The following is a 25,091-nucleotide window of genomic DNA, read 5'->3' on the forward strand; positions in this document are numbered from 1 at the left end:
CCCGTCGCCTATCGCCAGGAACAGTGCCGCTCGCGGACATGACGCTCGAACTCGTCACGGAAATGCCTAAGGCCGCTTTCCAGCGGCGCCATCGCACCGGGCGCGTGCGCGCAGAAGGTGCGGCCGGGACCGAGCAGCCCGACATGCCGCTGAAGCTGGTGCAGGTCCTCGTCCTCGCCGTCGCCATCCTCGAGTGCCCGCAGCATGCGCTCGACCCAGGGCAGGCCGTCGCGGCACGGGGTGCACCAGCCGCAGGATTCCTGGGCGAAGAAATGTTCCAGGTTGCAGATCATGCCGACCGGACACGACCTGTCGTCGAGCACGATCGCCGATCCGGTGCCGAGCCGGCTGCCGGCCTTCTCGACGCTGCCGTAATCCATCGCGGTGTCGAGCTGGTCAGCGCCGAGGAAGGCGGTCGACGCCCCGCCGGGCAGCAAAGCGCGGAGCTGGTAGCCGTCCTGCATGCCGCCCGCATGCTCCTCGAGGATCTCGCGCATCGGGGTGCCGATCGGCAGTTCCCAGGTGCCGGGCCGCTTCACCCGGCCGCTGATGCCATACAGCTTGGTGCCGCCGTCAGCGCCACGGCCCAGGCTCTTGAACCAGTCGGCACCGTTGGCGATGATGTGCGGGATGTTGCACAGCGTCTCGACGTTGTTGACCACGCTGGGTGCGCCCCACAGGCCGCTGACCTGCGGGAAGGGGGGCTTGTTGCGCGGTTGCGCGCGACGCCCTTCCAAGGCCGTCAGTAGGGCTGTTTCCTCGCCGCAGATATAGCGGCCGGCGCTGGCGTGGATATGCAGGTTCAGCGAGTAGCCGGAGCCCAGTATGTCCTCGCCTAGATAGCCGGCGGCGTGTGCCTCGCCGATCGCCTGGGTCAGCCGGGCGATCGCCAGCTTGTATTCGCCGCGCACGAAGATGTAGCCGTCGGTCGCGCCGACCGCGTAAGCGCTGACGATGACCGCCTCGATCATCTGGTGCGGATCGCCTTCGAGCAGTAGGCGGTCCTTGAAGGTGCCGGGCTCCATCTCGTCGGCATTGGCGATCAGGTAGCTGCGGCGCCCCGGCTTGCGCTTCGGCACGAAGCTCCATTTCTGGCCGGTGCCGAACCCGGCGCCGCCACGGCCGCGCAGGCCGGATTTGGTGACTTCGCCAACCACATCGGCCGGGGTCATCTGCAGCAGCGCGCGACGCATCGCCTGGTAGCCGCCGGCCCGTTCGTAGGCGGCGCAGTCCGGCGGCGGGGCGTTAGGACGGATATTGGCGGTCAGCGGGCGTTGCATCACGGCATGGCCTTCGCGGTTCCGTCAATGATCGCGTCCATGCGCTGCTCGTCGAGATCGCCATACAGCTCGTTGTCGAGCATCATCGCCGGCGCATGGTCGCAATGGCCGAGACAGACGGTCGGCAACAGGGTGATGTCGCCATCCGGCGTGGTCTGCCCGGGAACGATCCCGAGCCGGTGACGCAGATGCGCCTCGAGCCGTTCGCGCTGCATCAGCCAGCACGTCACGCTGTCGCACAGCAGCAGCACGCGCCTCCCGACCGGACGGCGAAAGATCAGGTTGAAATAGGTGGCGACCCCATCCAGGTCAGCTGGCGACATGCCGAGCAACGGCGCCACTTCCCGCAGATGCGCGTCGCTCACCCAGCGATATTCCTCCTGCACTCGCTGAAGCGCCGCGATGCAGGCGGCACGCGGATGCGCCTCGTGCTCGCCGAGTGCGCGGATCTCGTCGCGAAGCTGCTCCGACAATGGTTCGTCGGTGCGGGGCTCGATGATGTCAGCGGTCGACATCGGCCATCACGAAATCGATGCTGCCGATGATGGCGATCAGGTCGGCCACGAAGGCGCCGCGGCTGATCAGCGGGATCATCTGCAGATGTGCGAAGGATGGCGTGCGGATCCGGGTGCGATACGATGTCGTGCCGCCGTCGCTGACCAGGTAATAGCTGTTCAGCCCCTTGGTCGCCTCGACGCAGGCGCGCGCCTCGCCGGCGGGAATGACCGGTCCCCAGCTCACGTTGAGGAAGTGGGTGATCAGCGTCTCGATGTCGTGCATGGTCTTCGGCCGTGGCGGCGGCGTCGCCAGCTTGTGGTCGGCCATGACCGCCCCGCCCGGCATCTGGTCCAGGCACTGGCGGATGATGCGCAGGCTTTGGCGCATTTCCTCGATATGCACGACGATGCGGTCGTAGCAGTCGCCCTGTGTCGCCGTGGGAATATCGAACTCGAGCTGGTCGTAGCAGGAATAGGGTGCCCGGCGGCGATAATCCCAGTCCAGGCCGCATGCCCTGAGGCCAGGCCCGGTGATGCCCCATTCGATCGCCTCGTCGAGCGAGTAGGCGCCGACGCCCTTGGTGCGCGCCTTGAAGATGCGGTTCCGCATCACGAGCTTGTCGTATTCGTCGAGCCGCTTCGGCAGATAGTCGAGGAACGTGCGGATCAGCCCGTCCCAGCCTTTCGGCAGGTCGCCGGCGACGCCGCCGATGCGGAACCAGGCCGGGTGCATGCGAAAGCCGCAGATCGCCTCGATGATTTCCAGCACGCGTTCGCGGTCGGTGAACATGTAGAACACCGGCGAGAGCTGCCCGACATCCTGGGACATGGTGCCGTAGAACACGAGGTGGCTGGCAAGCCGGAACAGCTCGGCCAGCATCACCCGGATCATCTCGGCGCGCGGAGGCACAGTTATGCCGCCGAGTTTTTCCACCGCCATGACATAGGGGAAATTGTTCATGACACCGCCGAGATAGTCGATACGGTCGGTGTAGGGGATGTAGCTGTGCCAGCTTTGCCGCTCGCCCATCTTTTCGGCGCCGCGGTGATGGAAGCCGATATCGGGGACCGCCTCAACGATCTCCTCGCCCTCGAGCTGGAGGATGATGCGGAACACGCCGTGCACGCTGGGGTGATTCGGGCCCAAATTCAGGAACATGAAGTCGCTGTTCTCGCTGCGACGCTTCATGCCCCAGGCTTCAGGGTCGAAGCGAAGCGCTTCCTGCTCGGCGATCTCCTTGTCTTCGGTCAAATCATACGGGCCCATCTCGGTGGCGCGCGCATAATGGTCCTTGCGCAGGGGGTGCGTGGTCCATGTCGGCGGGGTCAGGATTCGACGGAGGTCGGGATGGCCGTCGAATTTGATGCCGAACAGGTCCCAGATCTCGCGCTCGTACCAGTTCGCGTTCGGCCACAGATCGACGATGCTGGGACTGGTGAGCGATGCCATCTGCAGCGCGACCTTGATGCGGATCTCGCGACGATCGTCGAACTGCATCAGGTGATAGACCAGCGTGAAGTCCGACGCCGGCTGATCGTCGCGTCGGGTTCGCTGCCGCTCGTCGATCGCGGTCAGGTCGAACAGCATCAGCCGGGTCGGCGCTTCCTGCTTCAGCGCCGCAAGCACGTCATGGATCGTGTCGCGATCGGTCCAGCCTGTCTCTACGTCGTCGCGCACCGCCTGCCGGTGCAGTGCGAAGCCGGCCGCGGAAGAGCGTCCAGGTGCCAGATCCGATGTGCGTGCAACCGCAAGATCCATTTTGGTGGTTCCTACACGGTATCGGGTGAGCGCAGGTCGCGCATCGCCTGGCGTTCGGGACGCTTGATGTCACGCAGGCTAGGCCGCGGCACACGCTCGATGCCCTGCGGCCCTACCATCCAGCTCAGCGGCCGGCGCTCCTTGCCGATCATGCTCTGCAGCAGCATCAGACCTTCGAGCAGTGCATCGGGGCGGGGCGGGCACCCGGGAACATAGACATCCACCGGCAGGAAGCTGTCGGCGCCCTGCACCACACTATAGATGTCGTACATCCCGCCGGAATTCGCGCATGCGCCCATCGAGATGACCCAGCGGGGCTCGAGCATCTGGTCGTAGAGATGCTTGATGACCGGGGCCATCTTCACGAACACCGTGCCGGAGATCACGATCAGGTCGGCCTCGCGTGGGGTCGAGCGCAGCACCTCGGAGCCGAAGCGGGCGATATCGTATTTACTGGTGAACGACGTCGCCATTTCGACGTAGCAGCAAGAAAGACCGAAATTGAACGGCCAGACTGAATTCTTCCTGCCCCAGGCTACGAAGTCCTGAAGCTTTCCGAAGGCGAGGTTCTTCGTGACCGCTTCGCTGAAACTGGTGCCCTGTTCAGGATGCGGTCCGGGTCGGCCAGGGGCGGGATCGGTCGAGGTCAGCGACCAGCGCATCGTTCAACTCCGTTCGTTTGCTGTCATGACGGTCCGGCTGGGGCGCACCCGGCGCGGATGCGGTCCCCATTCCAGCGCACCGACGCGCCAGAGATAGACGAAGGCCACGACCAGCACTGAAAGAAATACCATCATGGTGACGTATCCAGCCCATCCAGCCGGCCTGACGACCAGCGCCCAGGCAAAGATGAACACCGCTTCCATGTCGAAAATCACAAAGAACATCGCAATTACATAGTATTGAACCGGGAGCCGTAGTCGAGCCGTTCCGACCGGAAGTATTCCGGACTCGAACGGCAGTCTCATCGCGCGGCTGTCGCGGACGCCGCCAAGGACGAAGGAAAGGCCGATCATGAGTGCGACCAACAGGATGGTGGCACAGATGTAGAGACCCAGGACGACCATGCCGGACGAGTCCAACACGACAATACCCCGCTTTCTCTGAAGAGCCGGTGACACTGGAAAGCGTCAGTGCAACTTCACGGTATGCGACTAATTCCGGAAATGAAAGGGTCGATTATTTGTGCACTGCAATAGTCGGCTTTTCGAGAGTAGCCGATCTGGCAACGCAGAAATCTACGGCGTGAGCGAAACGCCCGCGGCGGCGATCGACCCGCGCGTAGCGGCGTGCTGCCCGAAACGCGCGGGGATCGGCCGGGAAATCGGTTCCCGGCCTTCTACATCCTACTGGTAGCGCCAGTAGCGGTGATGCCACCGGTCGTAGGCCCATGTGCGGGAATGCCAATGCCGTCCGTGCCAGTAATAGTGGGGTCCGACCCAGCCCGGGGGCGGGGGCGCCACGATGTAGGGCCGGGGCGGCGGCGGGTAGTATGGCTGGGCAACCGCCACGTTCATGACGCTTCCAAGCGTGATGGCCGCCACAAAAGTGATTTTCGCGAAACGCATCGTGTAGTCCTTTCCTGACGAACGCCAGGACAGCACCCACTTCGTGGCACCGGGAAGATCGAGTTGTTACGGAGTGTGGTCGCCCCGGGTCCCACCTGGGCGGACGGGCCGTCTTCCAATGCCGCAGAAATCTCAGTTGCAGGCAGCCGGGGCTGCAATCTCAGATTGTCTGCGGCAGCCCCCCGCCGTAGGATGCGGGCGGCTGCACCATCGTGCACGCGTTGTTGCAGCCGCCCAACCGTGTCGACGAGACATCCTCACGGTCTGTAACGTCGAGGCCGGGGATTCTTTGGCTTCGACGCTTTTGCAAACAGGCCAGATTGTGGCCGGTGATTCAATGCGGATCGTCTCCAGTTTGAGATATTATCGTGATCATCGCACGGTTTTCGATCACAATTAATAATGTTTTGTCGTTTCAGGCAGGCGGGGCGAACAGCAGCATCGTGATGTCGATGCCGACCCGATGGACGGCCACAGCCGGACCGAGCGGTGCGAGCTTGTCGAGGAAGCTGCCCAGCCGGTACGGATCGTTCTGCCCGACCACCCCATGCACCGCCCAGACTCTCGCCCCGGCAGCATACCGCGATGCGGCGGTGGCGGGATCGGTGGTCCAGTCGGCCGGGCCGAGCGCATGCCCGGTCCGGGCGAGGTAGACGTTCATCATGTTGACCGTGCCCGGGTCGTCGGTGACCAGAAGGTCGCCATCCTGGTGGTCGCGCAGCAACTCGGCCGCGGCCTGGTTCCAGAGCGGCTTGGTCTCCGCCTGGTAGTACGGAAGCAGGTTGGCGAGGCTGAACAGCGCCAGCAGGGCGAGTGCGGGTGAGCGCAGGCGCTCCGGCAGGCGGATCAGCCCGAGCCCGGCCAGCAGGAAGAACACCGGCCCGCTCCAGAGCAGGTAGCGCGGCATCCAGATCGAGGACACTGCGGCGGACGCGGCAAGCGCAATCGGCAGGGTGAACAGCCCGATCGCGATGACCCCTCCGACGAGCCCGCGACGGATGGCGGATATCATGCCGGCGAGGGCCAGGGCCGTCACCAGCCAACCCAGCCACTCGATGCCCATGATGTGCAATGGTCCCGGGAATATCCTGAAGGCGATCAGGCTGGAGGTGCGCATGAGATACACCGTCTGCAGCGTCGTCCAGACGTTACGAACACTGAGCGGCGGCACCCAGTCCAGCCCGGAACCCATCTTGCCGTGGGTCAACACCATCATGCCGACGATGAACGGCAGGTAGACCGCGAGCACCAGCAACTGCACCAGGATCCAGTTGCGCACGAAGCCGCGCCGGTTCGCCGGCGATCGTACCGCGATGAAGGCCGCACCGAGGTTGGCTGCCAGGAACCAGAAATTCGCGACGCTGAGGGTATCCAGCGCCAGTGCGGTCCCGATGCCATAGAGCAGCCAGCCGGTCCGGGCCGGTCCGGCGGTACGCAGTGGTCGCGCGGCGGCGGCGGGATCGCGCGCCAGCAGCGTCAGGCCCCAGAGACCCAGCAGGATGAGCGTGGTGACCAGCGTATAGGACCGGGCCTCCTGGCCGTACTGGACCTGGAACGGCGCCATCGCAAGCAACAGGGAAGCGGCGAGCCCGCTTCGCCAGTCACCGAGACTGCGCCCGAGCAGGAACAGCACGCCGCAGGACGCCGCCCCGAAGAAGGCGGCCGGAAGGCGCATGACGCTCTCGTTCAGCCCGAACGGCACGAACCAGGACGAGACCACGAAGTAGAGCGGCAGGTGGTGGAACGAGAGCGAGTCGCGCACCAGGGACCCGAGGCCCAGCGACGAGCGTCGCAACGTGGTGATCTCGTCCATCCAGTAGGGCTTGCCGCCGAGCCCGTGCAGCCTCGCGGCCAGGCCCAGCAGGGTGACCAGCAGGAGCGGCATGACGAGTTCCATTCGGTGCGCTGCGTTCCCGAATACGGAACGGTTCCGCTTCCTGATCTGCGTGTCATCGTGCTGAAGCTGCGGCGGTCGCGGAACGGTGAGGCTCAACATGTGTTCCAGCTGAAGAGAGCGATTGCAGGATGCCGTTGCGATCAAGATCGCAGCAAGGCATCCCATTGCACCACATCAGGAGTAACGCCTTCATGACAACGCGAACCAGCACCCAGAGCCGGCCTTCGAACCGGAACTCCATGAAGACGGTCCGGTCGATCGGCGCCCTTGCAGGCGCGGCGTTCATGCTCGGAGGCTGCGTCGTCGAGGCTCCGACCTCGGCCTCTGTCGGCGCAGCTCCAGGCTACGGTTATACCTGCTATGCAGGCGCCTATGTCTGCCGGGTGCCTGTGCAGACGCCGATCGGCGCTGAGTGCAGCTGCCCCGGGATCGGAGCGCCGTCATTCGGCCGGGTTCGCTAGCGGAACAGCCTGTGCGGCCGGTGCCTCATGCAGGGCCGGCCGCGCGGGCGAGACGCGTGCTGTATGGACGAAGCACGCGCATGCTCAGCAGGTAGCCGCCGCCGGCCAGGACGAGCACGACGACCGGGATCGGCCATGAGGGTGGCAGGACCAGCGTGTAGAGCGCCACTCCGATGACTGTCCAGATCACTGCCACCAGGTTGAAGCCGCCCCAATACCAGTAGGCACCGTGCGGCTCGAACAAGGCCGGCACGTCGAGCCGCATACGCTTCACGAACACGTAATCGGCGATCAGGATGCCGGCGAGCGGTGCGAAGGCGGTGCCGAGCAGGTTCAGCCAGCCGGTGTAGCCTTGTGCCAGCGCCGGGAATGCCGAAAGGCCGATCCCGACGACACTCACGATGAGCGTTGCACGGAAGCGGCCCAGCCGCTCGAACACGTTCAGCAGCGACAGGCCGCCCGTGTAGAGGTTGAGGACGTTGATGGTCCAGTTGTCGAACACGATGACCACCAGGAGCAGCGCCAGTGACAGCTTCGTCGTGGTGATGTCGGCCATCAGCTGGAATGCGTTCGGGATCAGGCCGAGCGTGGCGCCAGCCGCGTAGGCACCGATGGTGCTGACCAGCAGGGCACCGACCACCGAGGCGAGCAGGGTGCCGATCCACATGTCCCGGCGCGAGCGGGAATAGCGGCAGAAGTCGGCGGCGTCGGTGATCATGGTTAGCCAGGTGGCGATCGCTGCGTTGAGCCAGCCGACGAACAGCAGCCAGTTGCTGCCCTTGCCCATGTAGCCGAACACCGTGCCGGGCGCGAAGTGCGGGTCCGCATGGGTCATCAGGGTGAACAGCACCCAGCCGAGGATCGCCGCCTTGAGGGGCAGGGCGATGCGCGAGAGGATCCTCAGCGAGCCGTATCCGATCGCAGCCACCAGCGCCTGCAACGCACCGAATACCAGGCTGATCCACAGGAGCGAGTGCGGCGTGCCGGTCCAGCGGTCGAGCACGGCGACGATCGCGAACGAGCCGGCCACGGTCTGGAAGGCGAACCAGTAGACCGAGGCGATGGTCCGCAACGTGGAGGGCAGCAGCTTGGCGCCGCGCAGGCCGAACGCCATGCGCGTCGCAGTCTGGCCGGGGATGCCGTAATCGACGCCGACCGTCGCCATCATCAGGTAGGCGAGATAGGCGATCAGGGTGCCGCCGGTCTGCGCCACGATCGCCTGCCAGACCGGCAGGCCGGCTGCGACCGCCATGCCGGCCACCAGGATCTGGCCGGGATTGAGCTGAAAATTGACGATGATGCAGAACAGGTCCTGCCAGCGGACGGTCTTGAGGGCGTCGGGCACCGGTTCGATGCCATAGCGCTCGATGCCGCGCATGGGCACGGTCGCGTCGATGGTTTGGGTGGCTGTATCGAGGGTGGCTGACATCGTGGCCTTCATGGCAGGTGCGGATCGACCGTGACGGAATCGATCCGAACATCGCAAGCGGCGTGCCATGCCGGGAAGGTCAGTGGGGAGGCGGCGGCGGAGCTGGGGGTTCGGCTGTTACCGCCGCCGCAGGCAGTGAAGCTGGAGCCGCAGGCACCGGAGCCGGAGCTGCTGGAACCGGGGCCGGGACAACCGTGCCGGGTGGCGTCGAGCCCGGGACGATCTGGGCCGGAACGCGCAGCACGCCGCCCCGGCCGGCCAGGATGAGCGATTGATCCGGGGCTTCGGCGAGCGCCAGGATCGGGTACGGCGCAGTGGCTCCATATGGGGTCAGCTTTGCCTCGTCCGGCTTGCCCTGCAGCTTCCAGGTGGCGCCAGAGGCGTCGGCCAGCAGCAGGGTCCCGTCCGGCTGAAGCAGGGCGGCGGTCAGTGTGGTAGGAGATGGATCGGCGATCCGGCGCCAGTTAACCGTCTTTCCCGGCGCCCAGTCGGCAGCCAGGTCGATACTGTAGGCGCGGCCCTGCTGCCCGAAGATCACCAGGCCATGCGGGCCGCCGTCGATCGCGCCGAAGAAGGTGCCGTCGAAGGGCGGCTTCAGCTTGCGCAGCCCGTCCTCCGGCTTGCCGGCCAGCACCAGGCCCAATTCGCCGGCGACGAGCGTGATGCCGTTGCGCTGGGCCAGGCCGTAGACCTGCCGCCCGTCCGGATTCTCGATCGCGTCCGACCAGGGGTGCCAGCTCTTGCCGGCATCGTCGCTCGCGATCGCCAGGTTGGCGCTGCCGATCAGGCGGACCGGGCCGCTTGCGCCTGCCTGGATCAGCAGGAAGGGCCGGGCGGTGTCCTGGCTGAGCAGGCGTTGGGCGGCTTCGATCTTTTTCTGCCGGATGCTGTCGGCGGCGTTCGCGGACCGCGCGGCATCGAGCGTGGCCTGGGCGGCGCGGACACCGTCGAATACCAGGGCCCAGTGCTCGCCCGAGTCGACGGTACGCAGCACTGCGCCGGAATGGCCGACCGCCCAGCCGCTGCGCTCGTCGGTGAAGCGGAGGCCGGTGATGGTGGTCGCGACCGGTAGCTGGACCTGTCGCCACGTCGCGCCGCTGTCGTCGGAGAGCATGATCAGGCCGTCCGCACCGCCGGCGACCAGGCGCCGTCCGGCCGGGACGACGGTTTCGATCTGCGCCTTGTCCGGATGCGCGATCATCTTCGACGGCGTGGCGAGCGGATCCGCAGGCTTGGGCGGTGGGGCAGGCACCACAGCCGGCGTGGGATCGGCGACCGGTGCGACGACCGTTGCAATGGGCGGCGCCGCGATCGGGACAGGGTCCGGCGTGGTGGCCTGATGCGGAGCAGGCTTCGATCTGGCGTCAACGGTTTTCATGGAGCCCCGGTCATGCTCGGCCGCCGTCGGCTCGGCCCTGGCTGCCTGCGTCGAGACCGCGAGCGCGAGGGCGATCGCCAATACGGCGCGGCCCGGAGGCAGCGGATCCTGCTGGTTCGACATCGCGGTTCTTTCTCCGGCGGAAATCCTGGTGAACGCTGGTACGAGTTCCGGACCGGACACGCACGCCCTATGATATCCACATGAAGCAGACGCGCGACAAAGCGGCACCGTCGTCGGACCTTTTCGGCGCCGACGAGGTGCCGGCAGGACCGGCGAACGGTGGCCAGGACGCTGGCCGCGATGCGGCGACCCGGCCGCTGGCGGACCGGCTGCGTCCGGCGACCCTGGACGAGGTGGTCGGGCAGCCGCACCTGCTGGGCCCGGATGGAGCCCTTCGGCGGATGCTGGAGCGTGGCTCGCTCGCCAGCCTGATCCTGTGGGGCGGCCCCGGCGTCGGCAAGACCACCATCGCCCGGTTGCTGGCGCAGGCGGCGGGCCTGCGCTTCACCCAGCTCTCCGCGGTGTTCTCGGGAGTCGCCGATCTCAAGCGCGCCTTCGAGGAGGCCAGCCGCCGGTTGCAGGCATCGGGCGAGGCGACGCTGCTGTTCGTCGACGAGATCCACCGGTTCAACCGCGCCCAGCAGGACGGCTTCCTGCCGGTGGTCGAGAACGGCACCGTGGTGCTGGTCGGTGCCACCACCGAGAACCCGTCCTTCGCGCTGAACTCGGCGTTGCTGTCCCGGTGCCAGGTGCTGGTGCTGCGCCGCCTCGACGACGATGCGCTGGAGGCACTGCTGGCCCGGGCGGAGATGGAGGCGGGTGGCGAGCTGCCGCTGACCCCGGACGGCAGGGCGACGTTGCGGGCGATGGCCGACGGGGACGGGCGCTACCTGCTCAACATGGTCGAGCAGCTGCTCAGCCTGAAGGACGCCACCCGGCTCGATCCGGCAGCCTTGTCGGCGCTGCTCGCCAGGCGGGCGGCGCTCTACGACAAGGATCGCGAGGAGCACTACAACCTGATCTCGGCGCTGCATAAGTCGCTGCGCGGCTCCGATCCGGATGCGGCGCTCTACTGGTTCGCGCGAATGCTGAGCGGCGGCGAGGACCCGCGCTTCATCGCCCGCCGCCTGACCCGCTTCGCCGCCGAGGATGTCGGGATCGCCGACCCGCACGCGCTGCTGCAGGCGATCGCCGCGTGGGAAACCTACGAGCGGCTGGGGAGTCCGGAGGGCGAGCTGGCCCTGGCGCAACTCGTCGTCTATCTCGGCACGGCACCGAAATCGAACGCCGTCTACAAGGCCTTCGGGGCTGCCATGCGGGCGGCCAAGGCGACCGGCAGCCTGGCGCCGCCGGCCCATATCCTGAACGCGCCGACCAAGCTGATGAAGGAGATCGGCTACGGCCAGGGCTATGCCTACGACCACGATACCGACGAAGGGTTCTCGGGTCAGAACTACTTTCCGGACGGCATGGAACGGGAGCGTTTCTACCGGCCCACCGATCGCGGCTTCGAGCGCGAGATCAATCGAAGGCTGGACACTTGGTCGCGACTGCGGGACAGCCCTCGCGCATGACCCCGTCGAACACAACTCCCCCGCCGCCTGGCGCCCTTTCGAACATCGTCACCCTTGCCGTCACCGAGGACGAGGCGGAGATCCGCCTTGATCGCTGGTTCCGTCGCCACTACCCGTTCCTGACCCAGGGTGCGCTGCAGAAGCTGTGCCGCACCGGCCAGGTCAAGGTGGACGGCAAGCGCGCCGAGACCTCGACCAGGCTGCAGCCTGGTCAGATGGTGCGGGTGCCGCCGATCCCGAACGCCAACAAGCCGGCGCCGATCGTGATTGCGGTGAATGCCCAGGACGCCAAGGAACTCGGGCGGATGGTGGTCTATCGCGACGACCATGTGATCGTGCTGAACAAGCCGTCGGGCCTGGCGGTCCAGGGCGGCCCCGGCATCACCCGGCATGTCGATGGCATGCTGGAGGCATTGCGCGAAGGCTCGGAGCATCGGCCGCGGCTGGTGCATCGCATCGATCGGGACACGTCGGGGCTGCTGCTGCTGGCCCGTACGCCGGGCACGGCGGCCAAGCTGGCAGCCTCGTTCCGCACGCGCGAGGTCCGCAAGACCTACTGGGCGGTGGTGGCGGGCCGGCCGGTGCCGGCCGAGGGCGTCATCGACATGCCGTTGGCACGACTGGGCTCCGGGCCGGGCGCGCTCACCATCGCCGCCGATCGCGGCGACGAGGATGCCGCCTACGCGATCACCGAGTACGTGGTCCGGGATGCGGCGGCGCGACGACTCTCTTGGCTCGAGCTGTCGCCGCTGACCGGACGCACCCATCAGCTTCGCGTGCATTGCGAGGCCCTGGGCACGCCGATCCTGGGCGATCCGAAATACGGCGGCGAGGCGGCGCACATGGAAGGCTTCGAGGACCGGCTGCACCTGCACGCGCGGTCGCTCGAGCTGCCGCATCCGAGCGGTGGGACGCTGACCGTCACCGCGGAGCTTTCGTCGCACATGAAGGAGACCTTCAAGATCCTGGGCTTCGAGGCGGGCGTGACCCCGGCGGCCAGACGGAGCTGAGAAACATGGGATCCACCGGCGCAAAAGGCCCTGTCGTGAAGCGCCCCGTCGTGAAGCGCAGGCGCGGGCTGCTCTCGCGCCTGCTGCTGGTCGCGCTGGTGCTGCTGGCGATCGTTGTCGGCATCGCGCTGGTGGTGCAGTCGCAGCTCGACGACAACAGTCTGCGGCTCAGGATCGAGCGCGACGTGCTGCGCCAGACCGGCCGCCGGCTCACGCTCGGCACGCTGCATGTAAGGCTGCTGCCGGTCCCGACCATCGAGGCGGACGATATCGCGTTTGCCGACTGGCCGGGTGGCCGCAGGCCGCAGATGCTGACGGCCGGTGCGGTCCGCGCACACGTGGCGCTGCTGCCGCTGCTGGAGCATGTGGTCAGGCTCGAAGGCCTCACCCTGGACCGGCCGGACATCCTGCTCGAGCGGGCGGCCGACGGGCAGGCCAACTGGCAGATGCACAAGCCGGAACAGCCGGCCGGCGATGACGATGGAAGCAGCGGCACGCATTCGGCGCCGTGGGAGATCCAGGTCGGCAGCGTGCGCCTGCTGGATGGCAGCGTCGCCTGGCAGGACCTGCTGCACGGATCGACCGGTGCGGTGGCGGGACTGCGGGCCGACGGCAGCGGGCTGGCCGGGGATCATCCGGCGGCGACGCTGACCGGCCAGCATGGCGGCGCCGGCTTCATGCTGGATGCGAAGTCCGGGCCGCTGGCTCGCCTCGACGACGCGCAGGCCGATGGTGCCGCGTGGCCGATCCGGCTGGTTGCCACGGAACGGCAGCAGGACCGCGAGACCGGCCGGCTCGTCATCGACGGGACCTTCACCAACCCGGCGCGGGAGCGCGGCTACGCGCTCGACGTCGAGGCGCATCTCGACCATCTCGACGCGCTGAACGCATTGTTTCCGCACGCGGCACTTCCGGCGGCGGACGCCCTGTCGTTGCGGACCCACATGGTCGATGAAGCTGCCGCCGATGCCCCGCATGGCCAGCCGGAGCTCGGGTTCCTGTCGCTGCATACCGGTGCGTTCGAGGTGGCGCCGATCGTCCGCAGCCAGGCGCCTTCCTTGTCGGCGCTGTCGTCGGTTTTGGTGTCGGCTCTCAGGATCGATGCGCGCGATCGCACGGCGCCGGTGGATGTGGCCCTCGATGGACGATGGCATGACCAGGCGCTCTCGCTGCATGGTACCGCCGGCACGCTCGCCGGATGGCAGGGCTGGCAGCATGGCGGGACGCCGCAGCCGGCGCCGCTGGCGCTCGACCTGTCGATAGGGGGCGCCACTGCGCAGCTGCACGGGACGGTGGGCAATGCGGCGCTCGACCTGTTGATTGCGGCCAGGGCTCCGAGCCTGCGAGCGCTGTTGCGCCAGGGGCCCGACCTGACCGACATGGTGCTGGCCGGACACGTGCAGATGCAGCCGGGGGCGGCGGTCACCGTGTCCGATCTGCGGCTGGAGTCCCACCAGCTTGCGATGACCGGCTCGGCAAGCTGGCTCGGTGGCACGCACCCGACCGTTACCGCCGCACTCGACGCGGCACATGTGGATCTGGATGCCCTGCGTTCTGGCTGGGGCACCATGGATAAACCGGCACCGCGGGTCAGCCAGCCAGCCGGCCCGGCGCCATCGTCACCGCCGGCGGTACCGGGCCCGCCGGGGCAGGTGATTCCGTTCGCGGCTTTGCGGCTGGCGGATCTCGCCGTGCAGCTTGATGCGCATGAGCTCAAACTCCGGCAGCAGACCTATCATGACCTTGTGGCGAAGCTCTCGGTGCAGGATGGCAAGCTGGCACTGGCGCCGTTCTCGGTAACCGGCCCGGCCGGCCCGATCGCCGGCCAGTTGACGGCGGATGCCGATGGCCAGGCGCTCGCGGTCGTGCTGCAGCCGTCGATGATTAGTGCGGAATCGCTCCAGTCCATTTTCGGACGGCCGACCACGCTTCGCGGGGTCCTGGAACTGGTCGCGGAACTGCACGCGACCGGCGGCACGACGGATGCGCTGCTCGGCACCATGTCCGGGCATTTCGGCGCATCTCTGGTGAACGGGGCGGTGTCGAATGCATCCCTGTCCGGGCTGGTCGGGCGCTCGGTCGGGATACCGGCCGGCGGCGAGACGAAGCTGCGCTGCCTGGCCTTTCCGGCATCGGTCTCGAACGGGGTGGCGACCCTTTCGACACTCGCCCTGCAGACCCGCCAGCTCGACGTGCAGGGACATGGCACGGTGGCATTGGCGGATGGGCGACTGGATCTGCATCTGCTGCCGAAACTGTCGGTCGGCGTGGCCGGAGCATCGTTACCGGTGCATGTCGGGGGCCACCTCGGCGAGCCGCAGGCGGCACTCGATCCGGCTGCACCCGGCGGACGCTTCGCCCTCACGATCGGGCCGGTCGGACCGATGCTGGACCTGTGCGGCCCGGCGCTGGCGGCGGCGCGGTTCGGCAATCCCGGTCCGCAGCCGGCGGCGGATACCGGCCGTTCGGACCCCGGGCGATCGCACAAGATCCCCAAGCCGATCGACATCCTGCGCGGCCTGGGGTTGTTCCGCTGACCGCGACGCTCAGCCGTCCATGAGCGGCACGATCCGCAAACGGTTCTGGACGGCGGTGCGCCATGAGCCGGATGGCGACCGCTACCGGATCATGCTGGACGAACGGCCGCTGAAGGTCCCCGGCGGCCCGCTGCTCCGGTTGCAGTCCGAGGCGCTGGCGGCTGCGGTGTCGGACGAGTGGACGCGGGCAGGCGGACAGGTCGGGGACGCATTCGGCCCGGAGATGTTGCCGCTGACCCGGCTTGCCGGGACGCAGCAGGAACGCGTTGCCCCGCGCCGGCCGGCGGTGGTGTCGGCGCTGCTCGGATATGTCGACGGCGACCTGCTCTGCTACCGCGCGACCTATCCGGAGGTGCTGCTCGAGCGCCAGCAAGGCGCGTGGGAGCCCTGGCTGGACTGGTGTGCGGCTCGTCATGGTGCGCGCCTGGTCGTCGGGCAGGGGGTGATGCCGCTGGTGCAGCCAGTGGATGCGACCACCGCGCTCGAACAGGCCCTGCATGCGCAATCCGATGCCGCGCTGACCGGGCTGGGGGTGCTGGTGCCGATCCTCGGAAGCCTGGTGCTCGGGCTGGCGGTCGCGGACGGCGCTCTCGGCGCGGACGCGGCGACCGGCCTTGCCCTGCTGGATGAAACCTACCAGCTGGAGCATTGGGGCGCGGATGCCGACACATCTCAGCGGCAGGCCGCGCTGTTGCAGGAGGCGCGGGAAGCCGAGCGGTTCATGACGCTCAGCGTGGGTGCGGGTCGCGGCCCGCCCGGAACCCTTCAGCGCTGGTTGATCGAAGGCCGGGTGCAGGGCGTCGGCTACCGGATGTGGCTGGTCGCGGAGGCACGGTTGCTCGGACTGACGGGATGGGTGCGCAACCTTCGGGATGGCCGCGTCGAGGCGTTGCTGCAGGGACCGGAGCAGGCTGTCTCGAACCTGCTGGCCGCCGCACATGTGGGGCCAATGGCGGCACGCGTGACCGGGATCGCTACCGAGCTCCGGACGGATCCGATCGCACCTGTCGGCTTCACCCAGGCTTCAAGCTCGGATCAGCCCCTAGAGCCTTATTCGTCGCGTTAGCGCAATATTCGGACTGTCATGTGGCAATAATCGAGCACCATGTCGTGACACGATGGCAGCATTGTTGCAAACGCCGGCGTTAAAGTGACTATTGGTTACATCCACAGGCCTCGGTTCTTGGTAGATCTGCACCGTCTTCAGGTGGGAACTATAATATGAATGATGTGCCGACCAGGATCGGAGGAGCAAACCGTCTCGCTCTTTCGAATACACAGCGGTTCAAGCGCAACATGGCGATCATCGTCGCACGTGGCGCCAGCCGCTCGTGGCTGGTGCTTGCCGCAATGCCTGTCGCCGTCGTGGTCTGCGCGCTCGTCTACGCGTAGGGCTTCCATCGGCAGCTCGAAGGTATGTCGCCGGCTACAGTGGCACGTGCACGCACCGGACGATCGAGCATGGCAGGCGCAGACCGAACGTCCGCCCCCATCGCAGGGCAGTGCCGCCCGAGATCGTGCTTGAGGCCGGGCCATCAGGCCAATGGCCCAGCCCACTAATGATCACCGGGCCGATGAATGGCCGGCTCAATGCAATCAGGCGCCACCCCTGCTCATCCGGCAGCGCCCGAAAATCCCTGGTCGGCATCAGCACGCCGCGATCATCACGCAGCGTCATGGTGGCGAAGTAGGCTTCGTCCCATCCGGGGATCGGTCCGGGCTGCTGGATCAACCAGGCAGGAACCGCATCGCCAACCAGCTTTGGCGAGAGGCGCAGATCGACCAGCACCAAGGTCAGCATGCAGGCCAGCAACGCAGGCAGCCTTGGCCCCTTGGCCAGCGCACGCAGCAGCAGGAACCCCAACAATGCAAATCCAGGCAATGTCCATTTGAAGTAATGGACATTGTTGTAGCGCCAAAGTCCGGATGGGATCAGATCGACATAGGCGAAGAACAACAAGCTGTATGCAGTAATCATACAAGCCAGGACCACCAGTAGCATGCGGCCTGTCCCACGGACGATCCATGGAAGTGCCAGCATTCCGGCAAGTCCAGGCAGAACCCACGGCAGGCGCTGGACGATCCCGGCGCCGAACGGGAACCAGGGGCGCGGCGTCACCAGAAGCAGATAGGTCTTCCATCCCAGGCTGCTGAAGTCGAAACCAAGCACCCTGGAATTGATCATGTATTGGCTCGCGTGGGTGCCATAGATGCGTAACCAGATCAGAGCCTCAGGCACTCCAGCTATTATCACACCGCAAGCAATCAACTGCAGATCGGTTCGGCGTAGGGCTTTCAAACGAATTGCCGCTACGCTTGCGCCAATGCCCCAGATTGCCACCAGCAAGGCATCGGTCGGTCGGGTGGCCGGAATGGCCGGAATGGCCGCAACCAGGAGTCCGATACAGAAAAGACCAGCAAGCCTGCTGCGTTGTGTCTTCGGCAAGCGAACCAGATGGCGTGCCGTCAAGGCAAGCAACCACCAGATCAGCACGCACGATAGGCTGGTGTTCCAGGGTTCTGCCCAGACAGCGCGCAAGATCTCGTTCCCGCAGGTGGCAAGCAGGAACAGCATCGCCGCCCAGCGTCGACCAACGCCAACCGTGCCGGCAAAAACCAGAAAAGCCGCGTAGGTCAGCAGCAAGCAAACGAGATCGGGCACCAGGTATGGATGCGAACTCGATATCAGAACGAAAGGAGCGCCCAACAAGGCATACCCGAACGGATACCAATGGTGCGGTGCCCGGAAATCCGCATGCGCGAACGACTGCGCCGAAAGTAAGTATTGGGATTGGTCCCACCAACCCCACCAGCCTAGCGGATAACGCCCGTGATTACCTGGAACCGCGGGGTTGCTCAGATAACTGAGGATATAGATGGCTGTCAGTAACGCACCGACCGACACGACCAGTGACGGAAGGCGCCAAGCTGCCCGCCCGACAAAAAGACGATCCGATAACGTAACGCCCATTATTCTTGTATCCACGAGTGGTAGAGGACGCTGCCCGGCCTTCTTCCGGGCGGAAACTCAGTTGTATGGCCTGCATTGTCAATTGTTTCGCCTCTACAATTCGTGCCTGAACCGCCGGATCAAGCACACCCGTCATCCGTGTTCTGAGCGGGCTTCCGCTACAGGCTTTGCCTGCCCAGGAAATCAGTCATTCGTTCCGCGATCTCAGCGTGACTGGTCTCCAGGGCGAAATGGCCAGCATCGATCAGGTGGATCTCGGCCTGCGGCAGGTCGCGCCTGAAGGCCTCGGCACCAGCGGGGATGAAGAACGGATCGTTGCGGCCCCAGACCGCCAGCAAAGGTGGCTGATGCTTGCGGAAATAGGCCTGGAAATCCGGGTAGAGGGCGACGTTGGTGCGGTAGCTCAGGATCAGGTCGAGCTGGATCTCGTATCGTTCCGGGCGATGCATGTAGCCGATATCGAGGGTGTAGCCGTCCGGTGACACCAGGCCGGCAGGGGCCCCATGCTGATACTGGAAGCGGATCGCGTCATCGGTCAGCGCGGCCCGGCACGCCTCGCGATGCTGCGCCGATGGCTCGCGCCAGTAGGTCTGCCAGCTCTCCCACTCGGCGCTGAGGCCTTCCACGTAGGCATTGCCGTTCTGGGTGATGATGGCACTCACCCGCTCGGGATGGCGCATCGCCAGCCTCAGCCCGGTCGGCGCCCCATAATCGAAGATGTACAGCGCATACCTGTGCAGGCCCATCGCATCGACGAAGCCCTCGATAACCTCGGCCATGGTGTCGAAGCTGTAGTCGAAAGACGCCCTGCCCGGCGCCACGGTGTTGCCGAAGCCCGGCAGATCCGGCGCGATCACGCGATATCTGCCAGCCAGTGCCGGCATCAGGTCGCGAAACATGTGGCCGGCGGTCGGGAAGCCGTGCAGCAGCAGCAGCACCGGCGCATCGGCCGGCCCCACCTCGCGGTAAAATACTTCTACGTCGCCGACCTGCTTGGTGCCGAAGATCATCTTCATGTCGCTGGTTTCCTTGAGGTTGACGGTGCGAGGCGGTGCCCCGGTCCCGGATTTCGCGATGGCTGGAGCAAGGCCCGGGAGGGCGATCAGTCCGGCGGCGAGCACGGTGCGCCGGTGCAGGTTGCCATCCGTCGTTGCCATGTCTCTCGCATCCGTCTTTGTCATGCACCTTGACGTAGAGCGTCCGGAACGATGCAGTAACCGCTGTCATGCGCAATGCATGGTTCCAGGATCTGAAATCATGGACCGCCTCGGTGCGATGCAGCTGTTCGTCGGCGTGGTGGAGCAGGGCTCGCTGGCCGGCGCATCCCGGAAGGCCGGGTGCTCGACGGCGACCGTCACGCGTGCGGTGGCGCTGCTGGAAGCCCAGCTCGGCGTGCGCCTGTTGCACCGGACGGCACGCCGGCTGCAGCTGACGGAAGCCGGCCGGGAGCAGCTCGCCACCTATCGTGTCGTCCTGTCGGAACTGACGGCGTCCGGGCTGATCGGTGGACAGCGCAACCAGCCGGCAACGCCGGTGCTGCAGGGCCATTTCGGGATCACCGCGCCGGAGCTGTTCGGCACCCTGTATGCCGTCCCGGTTATCGGCGACTTCATCGCCCTGCATCCGGGCGTACGGGTCCGCGCGCTGCTGCTGAACCGGCTGGTCAACCTGGTCGAGGAGGGGATCGATGTCGCGGTCCGGCTCGCGTGGTTGCCGGACTCAGGCCTGATGGCGGTGAACTTGGGTGAGGTGCGCAGGGTGGTGTGTGCGGCCCCTTCCTACCTCGCACGTACGGGCGTGCCCGAGCTCCCGTCCGACCTGGGGCGCCATGCGTGCATCGGAATCGACGACGCACGCGAGCGGGAGCTATGGCGCTTCGACCGGCCGGCACAGAGCGGAAGGAGTGGCACGGGCACGGCGATGTCCGTCGGCATCCAGCCGGTCGTGTCGTTGAACAGCGCCGGGGCCGCGCTCGACATGGCCCTGCGCGGCGGCGGGCTCTATCGGGGCTTCTCCTACCAGGTCGCACGTCACCTGGCGGAGGGACGGCTGGTTTCGGTGCTCGATGAGTACGAGCCGCGGCCGACGCCGGTGCATCTGGTGTTCCACCCGATCCCGGCACGAAGCACCGTGCTCCGTGCCTTCATCGACTTCGCCGCACCCCGGTTGCGGGACGCCTTGTCCGCTGTCGAGGCCGAGATGGAGACCTACGCCGCGGCAGGTACTAGTCGCGATCGACCGCACGACGACCGATCGCCGGATCGTCGGTAAAGAAGCCGTCGATTCCGGTATCGATGTAGCGCTGGATCTCGGCAACCGAGCCGTCCGGGTTGCGGGTGGTGTCGCCGGCCTGATTGCGGAAGTCGGCTGGGAGGAAATGATTCTCGGGCCTGAACGTGTATGGGTGCACGAGCAGGCCGGCCGCATGCGCGTCGTGCACGAGAGTGGCCGGTGCCCCGAGATGGGAGGTGGCATCGAGCGGAATGACCGATCGGATATCGGGCCCGATCACGTCGGCATAGGTGGCGATCTCGGCCAGGCCCTTCGGCGACATCATGTCCGCGAAGCCGGTGGCGTCGCCGTTGCCGGATTTCGCGGGGAACCTGATCGAGCTGGATGCCAGCAACTGCATCAGCCGGATGTTGGAGTGCGACCGGCCGATCCGGTCGCGGACCATGCGCAGGCTGTCGCCGTAGAAGCTCTGCACCTCCAGCGGCCCGGTGCCGGTGTAGCGATGCGCGCCGATGATGCGTACGAACACATCCTCGGTGGGAAGCCCGGCCGAGCGGAAAAACGGGGTCGACTTGAGTTCGGGGATCAGCCCGATCTCGCGACCGCGGGCGGCGGATTCGGCGGCCACGAAGTCGATGATTTCTTCGAACGTGGGGATGTCGAACATCCCGTCGTACCGGGCATTGCGCGGGCGGATCAGCGGCATGCGCTCCCGGGCACGCAGCGTCTTGAGTTCTCCCAATGTGAAATCGATGGTGAACCAGCCGGTCGAGGCCTGGCCGTCGACGGTGCGCGTCGTGCGGCGCGACGCAAACTCCGGATGCAGGGCGACGTCGGTGGTCTCGGTGATGTTGCTCTCGTGGCGCGCCACCAGCACGCCGTCCTTGGTGATCACCAGGTCGGGCTCGACGAAATCGGCGCCGTCGGCGATCGCCTTGGCATAGGAGGCGAGCGTGTGTTCGGGGCGCAGCGCGGAGGCGCCGCGATGACCGATGACCAACACCTTGGGCGCCAGTGGCCGCTCGGCCTGGGCCAGGCTTGGAGCGGCCGGACCGGTCTCGGCAGCGGCAGGCGGTGCGAAGGCGCTCGCGACCATGGCGGTTCCTCCTGCTCCCAGTGCGCCGCGAAGGACGGCGCGCCTGGTCGGATCGGGGTGTTTCGGCATCATGGCGCGGCCCTCAGAACTGTGTCGAGAGGGTGAGGAAATACATCCGCGGCGCGATCGGGAAGGTATTGTAGGTGCCGGATGCCGCGCCGACCACCACGGTCGAGACGCCGCGCTGGTTGTTCAGGTTGGTGATATTGCCCTGGACGTAGATGTTCCTGAGGTATGAGCCGGCCGGAAGCGGAATACGATATCCGGCCTCGAGGTTCAGCATGAAGTAGCTCTTGACCGACAGGTCGTTGGTGTAGGTCGCATAACGCTTGCCGACATAGTCGCCCATCAGCTGCGCGTCGAAATTGCCGAAGTTCGCGCTGATGACCGACTTGTTCAGCCATGCCGGATCGCCGGGCACGTTCTTGCCGGCGGTGTGTACAAGAGTGCTGCCGCTCTGGTAGTTATCGTCGTAGACCGACTTGTTGTAGGACAGCGCGTTGTAGATCGCGAAGTGCCGTCCGAGATGCGCGGTCAGTGCAAAGTCGGCACCGTCGGTCGTCACGCTGCCGACATTCTGCAGGATCGACGCGCCGCCGACGATCGACGTGATGATCGCAGTCGGGCTGACCACGAGCTGACGATTGCTGAAGGCGACGTGATAGTAGCTGACCTGTCCCTCGATGCCGCTGAGCGGCCCGAACGACAGGTCGCGATGCTCGCGCAATCCACCCTCATAGGTCCAGGAGGTTTCCGGCTGTGCGGTGCGCTTGAAGAGGTCGAACGCGGCCTGGCTGCCGACGCTCCAGGGTGATGCGCCGCCGCCGCCATACGTCATGTACTGGCGCACGTTCTTCTGGATGTTGGCGAACAGCTGCTCATGCGACGTCGCGTCCCACACCGCGCCGACCTGCGGCAGGAACGCCTTCTCGGTGTCGATCTGGCCGACCGGCATGCCGGTGGAGCCGACCAGCGATCCGGGGAGTGGCTGCACCGGCACGGTCCCGTTGGCGAACTGCAGGCTCGATTTGAACCCGGCCTGCACGGCGAGTGTCGGCAGAATACGCCACTCGTCCTGGATGTGGGTCTGCACGACGGTGTTGGCGATCTGGCTGTAGTATTGCGTGAAGATCGAGCCGTCGGGTCGTTCGTAGGGGGTGGTCGGGGCGTTGACGTCCAGCCCGTACCAACGCCGGATCGCGGACGAGCTGTTATGCTCGACCCAGACCCCGGCTTCGATCGTGTGATGCCCGAGCGTCCAGTCGAGTGCGCCGATATAGCCGCCGCGATTGATCAGGTATTCGGTGGTGCGGGTGGCATAGCCGGAATTGCCGAAGATCTGCTTCAGGTTCTGGCCAGGAAAGTAGACGTTGAACAAGGCGGGCAGGCCGGCTGCGCTGATCGGTCCCGCAACCACACCGACCGAGTTGTCATGGTGATAGTAGAACTGGCTGTGCCAGATGAGATTGTCGGTGAAATGGTGGTCGAGCGTGGCATAGGCCAGCGCGTCTTCGCGTTGTGCGTCGCTGTAGTAGTTCCGGTAGTTGGCACCGGCGGCAGCGGGGGTAGCGCCGCTTGCACTCAGGTAGCTCAGCGCCTGCGGAAAATTCGGATACGTGAATGGGCGGGTATAGGGTGCACCGGATTCGCCGGCGACGTGGACGGTGCTGTCCTCGTTCGGTTCGACCTTGGTGGAGAAGTCGAAATACAGCGTCAGCTTGTCGCGGTCGGTCTCGTGCACGAACTTGCCGTTGACTTGGTAGCCGCCCTGCCGGCCATTGAAATCCCAGGCGCGGGCATCCTGCCGGGCGAACGCGACATAGGCCGAGTTGCCATTGCCGAACAGGCCGGTATCGACGCGTGCAAAGGTGCGGTAGGTGTCGTAGCTGCCGAAGGTCTGCGCGACTTGGCCGCCGAACTTCTTTTTCGGGTCCGACGAGAAGGTGTCGATGGTGCCGCCGAGGTTACTGGTCGATGCGGTGGCGAGGTCGCCGGCGCCGGAGGACAGGGTGACGCGGCTGATGTCCTCGCTGATCACTGCGCGCTGCGGCGACAATCCATTATAGTTGCCATAGTTCTGGTCGCCGAGCGGCACGCCGTCCAGGGTATAGCCGAGCTGCTGCGCATTGAAGCCGTGGATGTAGAGCGAGATGTTCTGCTCGTTGTTGCCCCATGGGTCCGAGGTTTCGTAGACCACGCCTGGAAGTGTTTGAAGCGCCTTCAGCGCGTTCGTTCCGGGAAGAAGCTTCTGGATCTCGCGGCCGGACAAAGAGACTGCGGACCGGCTCGAGCGCTTTGCCACGACCATGACGGTCTCGCCGTTGTCCGAGGCAGCCTTTGTCTTCGAAGTTCCAGGCTGGACGTCGACTGTGCCAGGGCTGGGTGCAAGGCGAGGCCGAGTGCGAGCGGAAGCAGCGCGCATAGCGACGATGACCCCAGCAGCATCCGCTGCGGAGAAATAAATCGACCGTATATCAAGTAGGCTCTCCAGAGGAAAAAGCAGGCGTCCGGCTTATTGCGAGGCAGACTAAAATATTGTGGAAATGCCGAGGAAGGTTAGACTTGCGTTGTACTTATTTTTCTCGCCTCTCGTCGCGAAGTGCAGTTACTGCAGTAGAAAAATCCCGGCAATCCGCAAAACCTGCTTGCACAGTATTGTCACGGCTCCTTCATAAAAACGTTGCCTTACCATCATCGAACCAAGGGTGTACGGGCAGGTGGCCTTGCGGGTGCTCGCTGGCTCGGCCAACCTGCCGAGCCGCTCCCGATGCGGTCCTGAAGGAGAGAATACATGACCAAAGCCAACGACCGCGTCGCCGATCATCCGATCGATGCGCAGTTCCTGGAGCGTTGGTCGCCACGGAGCTTCACCGGAGAGGCGATTCCCGAGACCGAGCTGATGACGCTGTTCGAGGCGGCGCGCTGGGCTCCGTCATCCTACAACTCGCAGCCGTGGCGATTCGTCTACGCACGTCGGGATACGCCGAGCTGGGACGGGTTCTTCGGATTGCTGAACCCGTTCAACCAGTCCTGGGCCAAGGATGCCGCGGCGATCATCGTGGCACTGTCGAAATCCACGATGCTGCCGCCCGGCAAGGATCGTGAGATCCCATCGCACAGCCATTCTTACGATGCGGGTGCCGGCTGGGCCTACCTTGCCCTGCAGGCGTCGCTGTCGGGCTGGGCCGCGCATGCCATGGTCGGCTTCGACATGGACACGGCGTTCGCGCAGTTGCAGGTGCCGCAGGGCTACCGGATCGAGGCATCGATAGCGATCGGCCGCCGTGGCGACAAGGGGCTGCTGCCGGAAGCGATGCAGTCCCGCGAAGAGCCGAACGGCCGCAACCCGATCGGGCAGTTCGTCATGGAAGGCCGCTTCCGCAACGACGCCTGATCCGG

21 protein-coding genes are annotated in these 25,091 nt (G+C 65.9%); 8 read left to right on the forward strand and 13 right to left on the reverse strand.

The features are described 5' to 3' along the window. Positions 1 to 8: 8 nt before the first annotated feature. From nuoF to HN018_RS10535, 7 genes are all read right to left on the reverse strand, one after another. Positions 9 to 1,280 carry an NADH-quinone oxidoreductase subunit NuoF gene (gene nuoF / locus HN018_RS10505; RefSeq protein ID WP_171837257.1) on the reverse strand — a complete coding sequence of 424 codons (1,272 nt, stop codon included), beginning with the start codon at positions 1,278 to 1,280 and terminating at the stop codon, positions 9 to 11. Next, positions 1,280 to 1,795 carry an NADH-quinone oxidoreductase subunit NuoE gene (gene nuoE / locus HN018_RS10510; RefSeq protein WP_171837258.1) on the reverse strand — a complete coding sequence of 172 codons (516 nt, stop codon included), beginning with the start codon at positions 1,793 to 1,795 and terminating at the stop codon, positions 1,280 to 1,282. The genes nuoF and nuoE overlap by 1 nt, the downstream gene beginning before the upstream one ends. Further along, positions 1,782 to 3,536, reverse strand: coding sequence for an NADH-quinone oxidoreductase subunit C/D (nuoC, locus tag HN018_RS10515; RefSeq protein WP_171837259.1), 1,755 nt, complete (start codon positions 3,534 to 3,536; stop codon positions 1,782 to 1,784). Before nuoC ends, nuoE begins: the two co-directional genes overlap by 14 nt. An 11-nt stretch (positions 3,537 to 3,547) precedes the next feature. Continuing rightward, a complete protein-coding gene (locus HN018_RS10520; protein ID WP_171837260.1) occupies positions 3,548 to 4,198 on the reverse strand; it encodes an NADH-quinone oxidoreductase subunit B in 651 nt (216 codons plus the stop codon). A 3-nt stretch (positions 4,199 to 4,201) separates the two neighbouring features. Beyond that, the gene (locus HN018_RS10525; protein ID WP_171837261.1) at positions 4,202 to 4,603 is read right to left on the reverse strand and encodes an NADH-quinone oxidoreductase subunit A; all 402 of its coding nucleotides are present in this window, start codon (positions 4,601 to 4,603) and stop codon (positions 4,202 to 4,204) included. Positions 4,604 to 4,882: 279 nt separating this feature from the next. Further along, complete coding sequence (locus HN018_RS10530) at positions 4,883 to 5,104, reverse strand: hypothetical protein (RefSeq protein WP_171837262.1); 222 nt, start codon at positions 5,102 to 5,104, stop codon at positions 4,883 to 4,885. 415 nt (positions 5,105 to 5,519) lie between these two features. Then, a complete protein-coding gene (locus HN018_RS10535; protein ID WP_171837263.1) occupies positions 5,520 to 6,989 on the reverse strand; it encodes a hypothetical protein in 1,470 nt (489 codons plus the stop codon). Between the two features lie 203 nt (positions 6,990 to 7,192). On the opposite strand from HN018_RS10535, the gene HN018_RS10540 reads away from it, so the two are divergent. Beyond that, positions 7,193 to 7,462, forward strand: a complete 270-nt coding sequence (locus tag HN018_RS10540) for a hypothetical protein (protein ID WP_171837264.1) — start codon at positions 7,193 to 7,195, stop codon at positions 7,460 to 7,462. Positions 7,463 to 7,487: 25 nt separating this feature from the next. Here the strand turns inward: HN018_RS10540 and HN018_RS10545 are convergent, their stop codons facing one another. Next, positions 7,488 to 8,891 (reverse strand): purine-cytosine permease family protein, encoded by a 1,404-nt coding sequence (locus HN018_RS10545; RefSeq protein ID WP_171837265.1) that lies wholly within the window; start codon positions 8,889 to 8,891, stop codon positions 7,488 to 7,490. Between the two features lie 79 nt (positions 8,892 to 8,970). Further along, complete coding sequence (locus tag HN018_RS10550; protein WP_171837266.1) at positions 8,971 to 10,392, reverse strand: WD40/YVTN/BNR-like repeat-containing protein; 1,422 nt, start codon at positions 10,390 to 10,392, stop codon at positions 8,971 to 8,973. Between the two features lie 80 nt (positions 10,393 to 10,472). On the opposite strand from HN018_RS10550, the gene HN018_RS10555 reads away from it, so the two are divergent. The 5 genes from HN018_RS10555 (at position 10,473) to HN018_RS10575 (ending at position 16,785) form a co-directional block, all read left to right on the forward strand. Next, a complete protein-coding gene (locus HN018_RS10555) occupies positions 10,473 to 11,846 on the forward strand; it encodes a replication-associated recombination protein A (protein WP_171837267.1) in 1,374 nt (457 codons plus the stop codon). Continuing rightward, positions 11,843 to 12,856 (forward strand): RluA family pseudouridine synthase, encoded by a 1,014-nt coding sequence (locus HN018_RS10560; RefSeq protein WP_171837268.1) that lies wholly within the window; start codon positions 11,843 to 11,845, stop codon positions 12,854 to 12,856. The genes HN018_RS10555 and HN018_RS10560 overlap by 4 nt, the downstream gene beginning before the upstream one ends. 5 nt (positions 12,857 to 12,861) lie before the next feature. Next, positions 12,862 to 15,393: an AsmA family protein gene (locus HN018_RS10565; protein WP_172443472.1), complete on the forward strand. Its 2,532-nt coding sequence runs from the start codon at positions 12,862 to 12,864 to the stop codon at positions 15,391 to 15,393. 19 nt (positions 15,394 to 15,412) lie between these two features. Beyond that, positions 15,413 to 16,459, forward strand: a complete 1,047-nt coding sequence (locus HN018_RS29220) for an ATP12 family protein (RefSeq protein ID WP_171837270.1) — start codon at positions 15,413 to 15,415, stop codon at positions 16,457 to 16,459. A 155-nt stretch (positions 16,460 to 16,614) separates the two neighbouring features. Next, complete coding sequence (locus HN018_RS10575; protein WP_171837271.1) at positions 16,615 to 16,785, forward strand: hypothetical protein; 171 nt, start codon at positions 16,615 to 16,617, stop codon at positions 16,783 to 16,785. Positions 16,786 to 16,819: 34 nt separating this feature from the next. Here the strand turns inward: HN018_RS10575 and HN018_RS10580 are convergent, their stop codons facing one another. Further along, positions 16,820 to 18,364, reverse strand: a complete 1,545-nt coding sequence (locus HN018_RS10580; RefSeq protein WP_171837272.1) for a hypothetical protein — start codon at positions 18,362 to 18,364, stop codon at positions 16,820 to 16,822. Positions 18,365 to 18,522: 158 nt separating this feature from the next. Beyond that, on the reverse strand, positions 18,523 to 19,521 hold the full coding sequence (locus HN018_RS10585; RefSeq protein WP_239479200.1) for an alpha/beta fold hydrolase: 999 nt from the start codon (positions 19,519 to 19,521) through the stop codon (positions 18,523 to 18,525). A gap of 100 nt (positions 19,522 to 19,621) precedes the next feature. Here HN018_RS10585 and HN018_RS10590 point away from each other — a divergent pair, with 100 nt between their 5' ends. Next, positions 19,622 to 20,635, forward strand: a complete 1,014-nt coding sequence (locus tag HN018_RS10590; RefSeq protein ID WP_171837273.1) for a LysR substrate-binding domain-containing protein — start codon at positions 19,622 to 19,624, stop codon at positions 20,633 to 20,635. On the opposite strand, the gene HN018_RS10595 is transcribed toward HN018_RS10590, so the two are convergent. Next, the gene (locus HN018_RS10595) at positions 20,589 to 21,692 is read right to left on the reverse strand and encodes a glycerophosphodiester phosphodiesterase (protein WP_171837286.1); all 1,104 of its coding nucleotides are present in this window, start codon (positions 21,690 to 21,692) and stop codon (positions 20,589 to 20,591) included. The genes HN018_RS10590 and HN018_RS10595 overlap by 47 nt on opposite strands. Positions 21,693 to 21,774: 82 nt before the next feature. Then, complete coding sequence (locus HN018_RS10600; protein ID WP_239479205.1) at positions 21,775 to 24,000, reverse strand: TonB-dependent receptor; 2,226 nt, start codon at positions 23,998 to 24,000, stop codon at positions 21,775 to 21,777. Positions 24,001 to 24,483: 483 nt separating this feature from the next. Between HN018_RS10600 and HN018_RS10605 the strand changes: the two genes are divergently transcribed. Beyond that, entirely contained in the window at positions 24,484 to 25,086 is a 603-nt protein-coding gene (locus tag HN018_RS10605) for a nitroreductase family protein (protein ID WP_171837275.1), read from the forward strand. The last annotated feature ends 5 nt before the right edge of the window (positions 25,087 to 25,091 follow it).

The sequence above is a fragment of the Lichenicola cladoniae genome, assembly GCF_013201075.1.
Taxonomy (GTDB): Bacteria; Pseudomonadota; Alphaproteobacteria; order Acetobacterales; family Acetobacteraceae; genus Lichenicola; species Lichenicola cladoniae.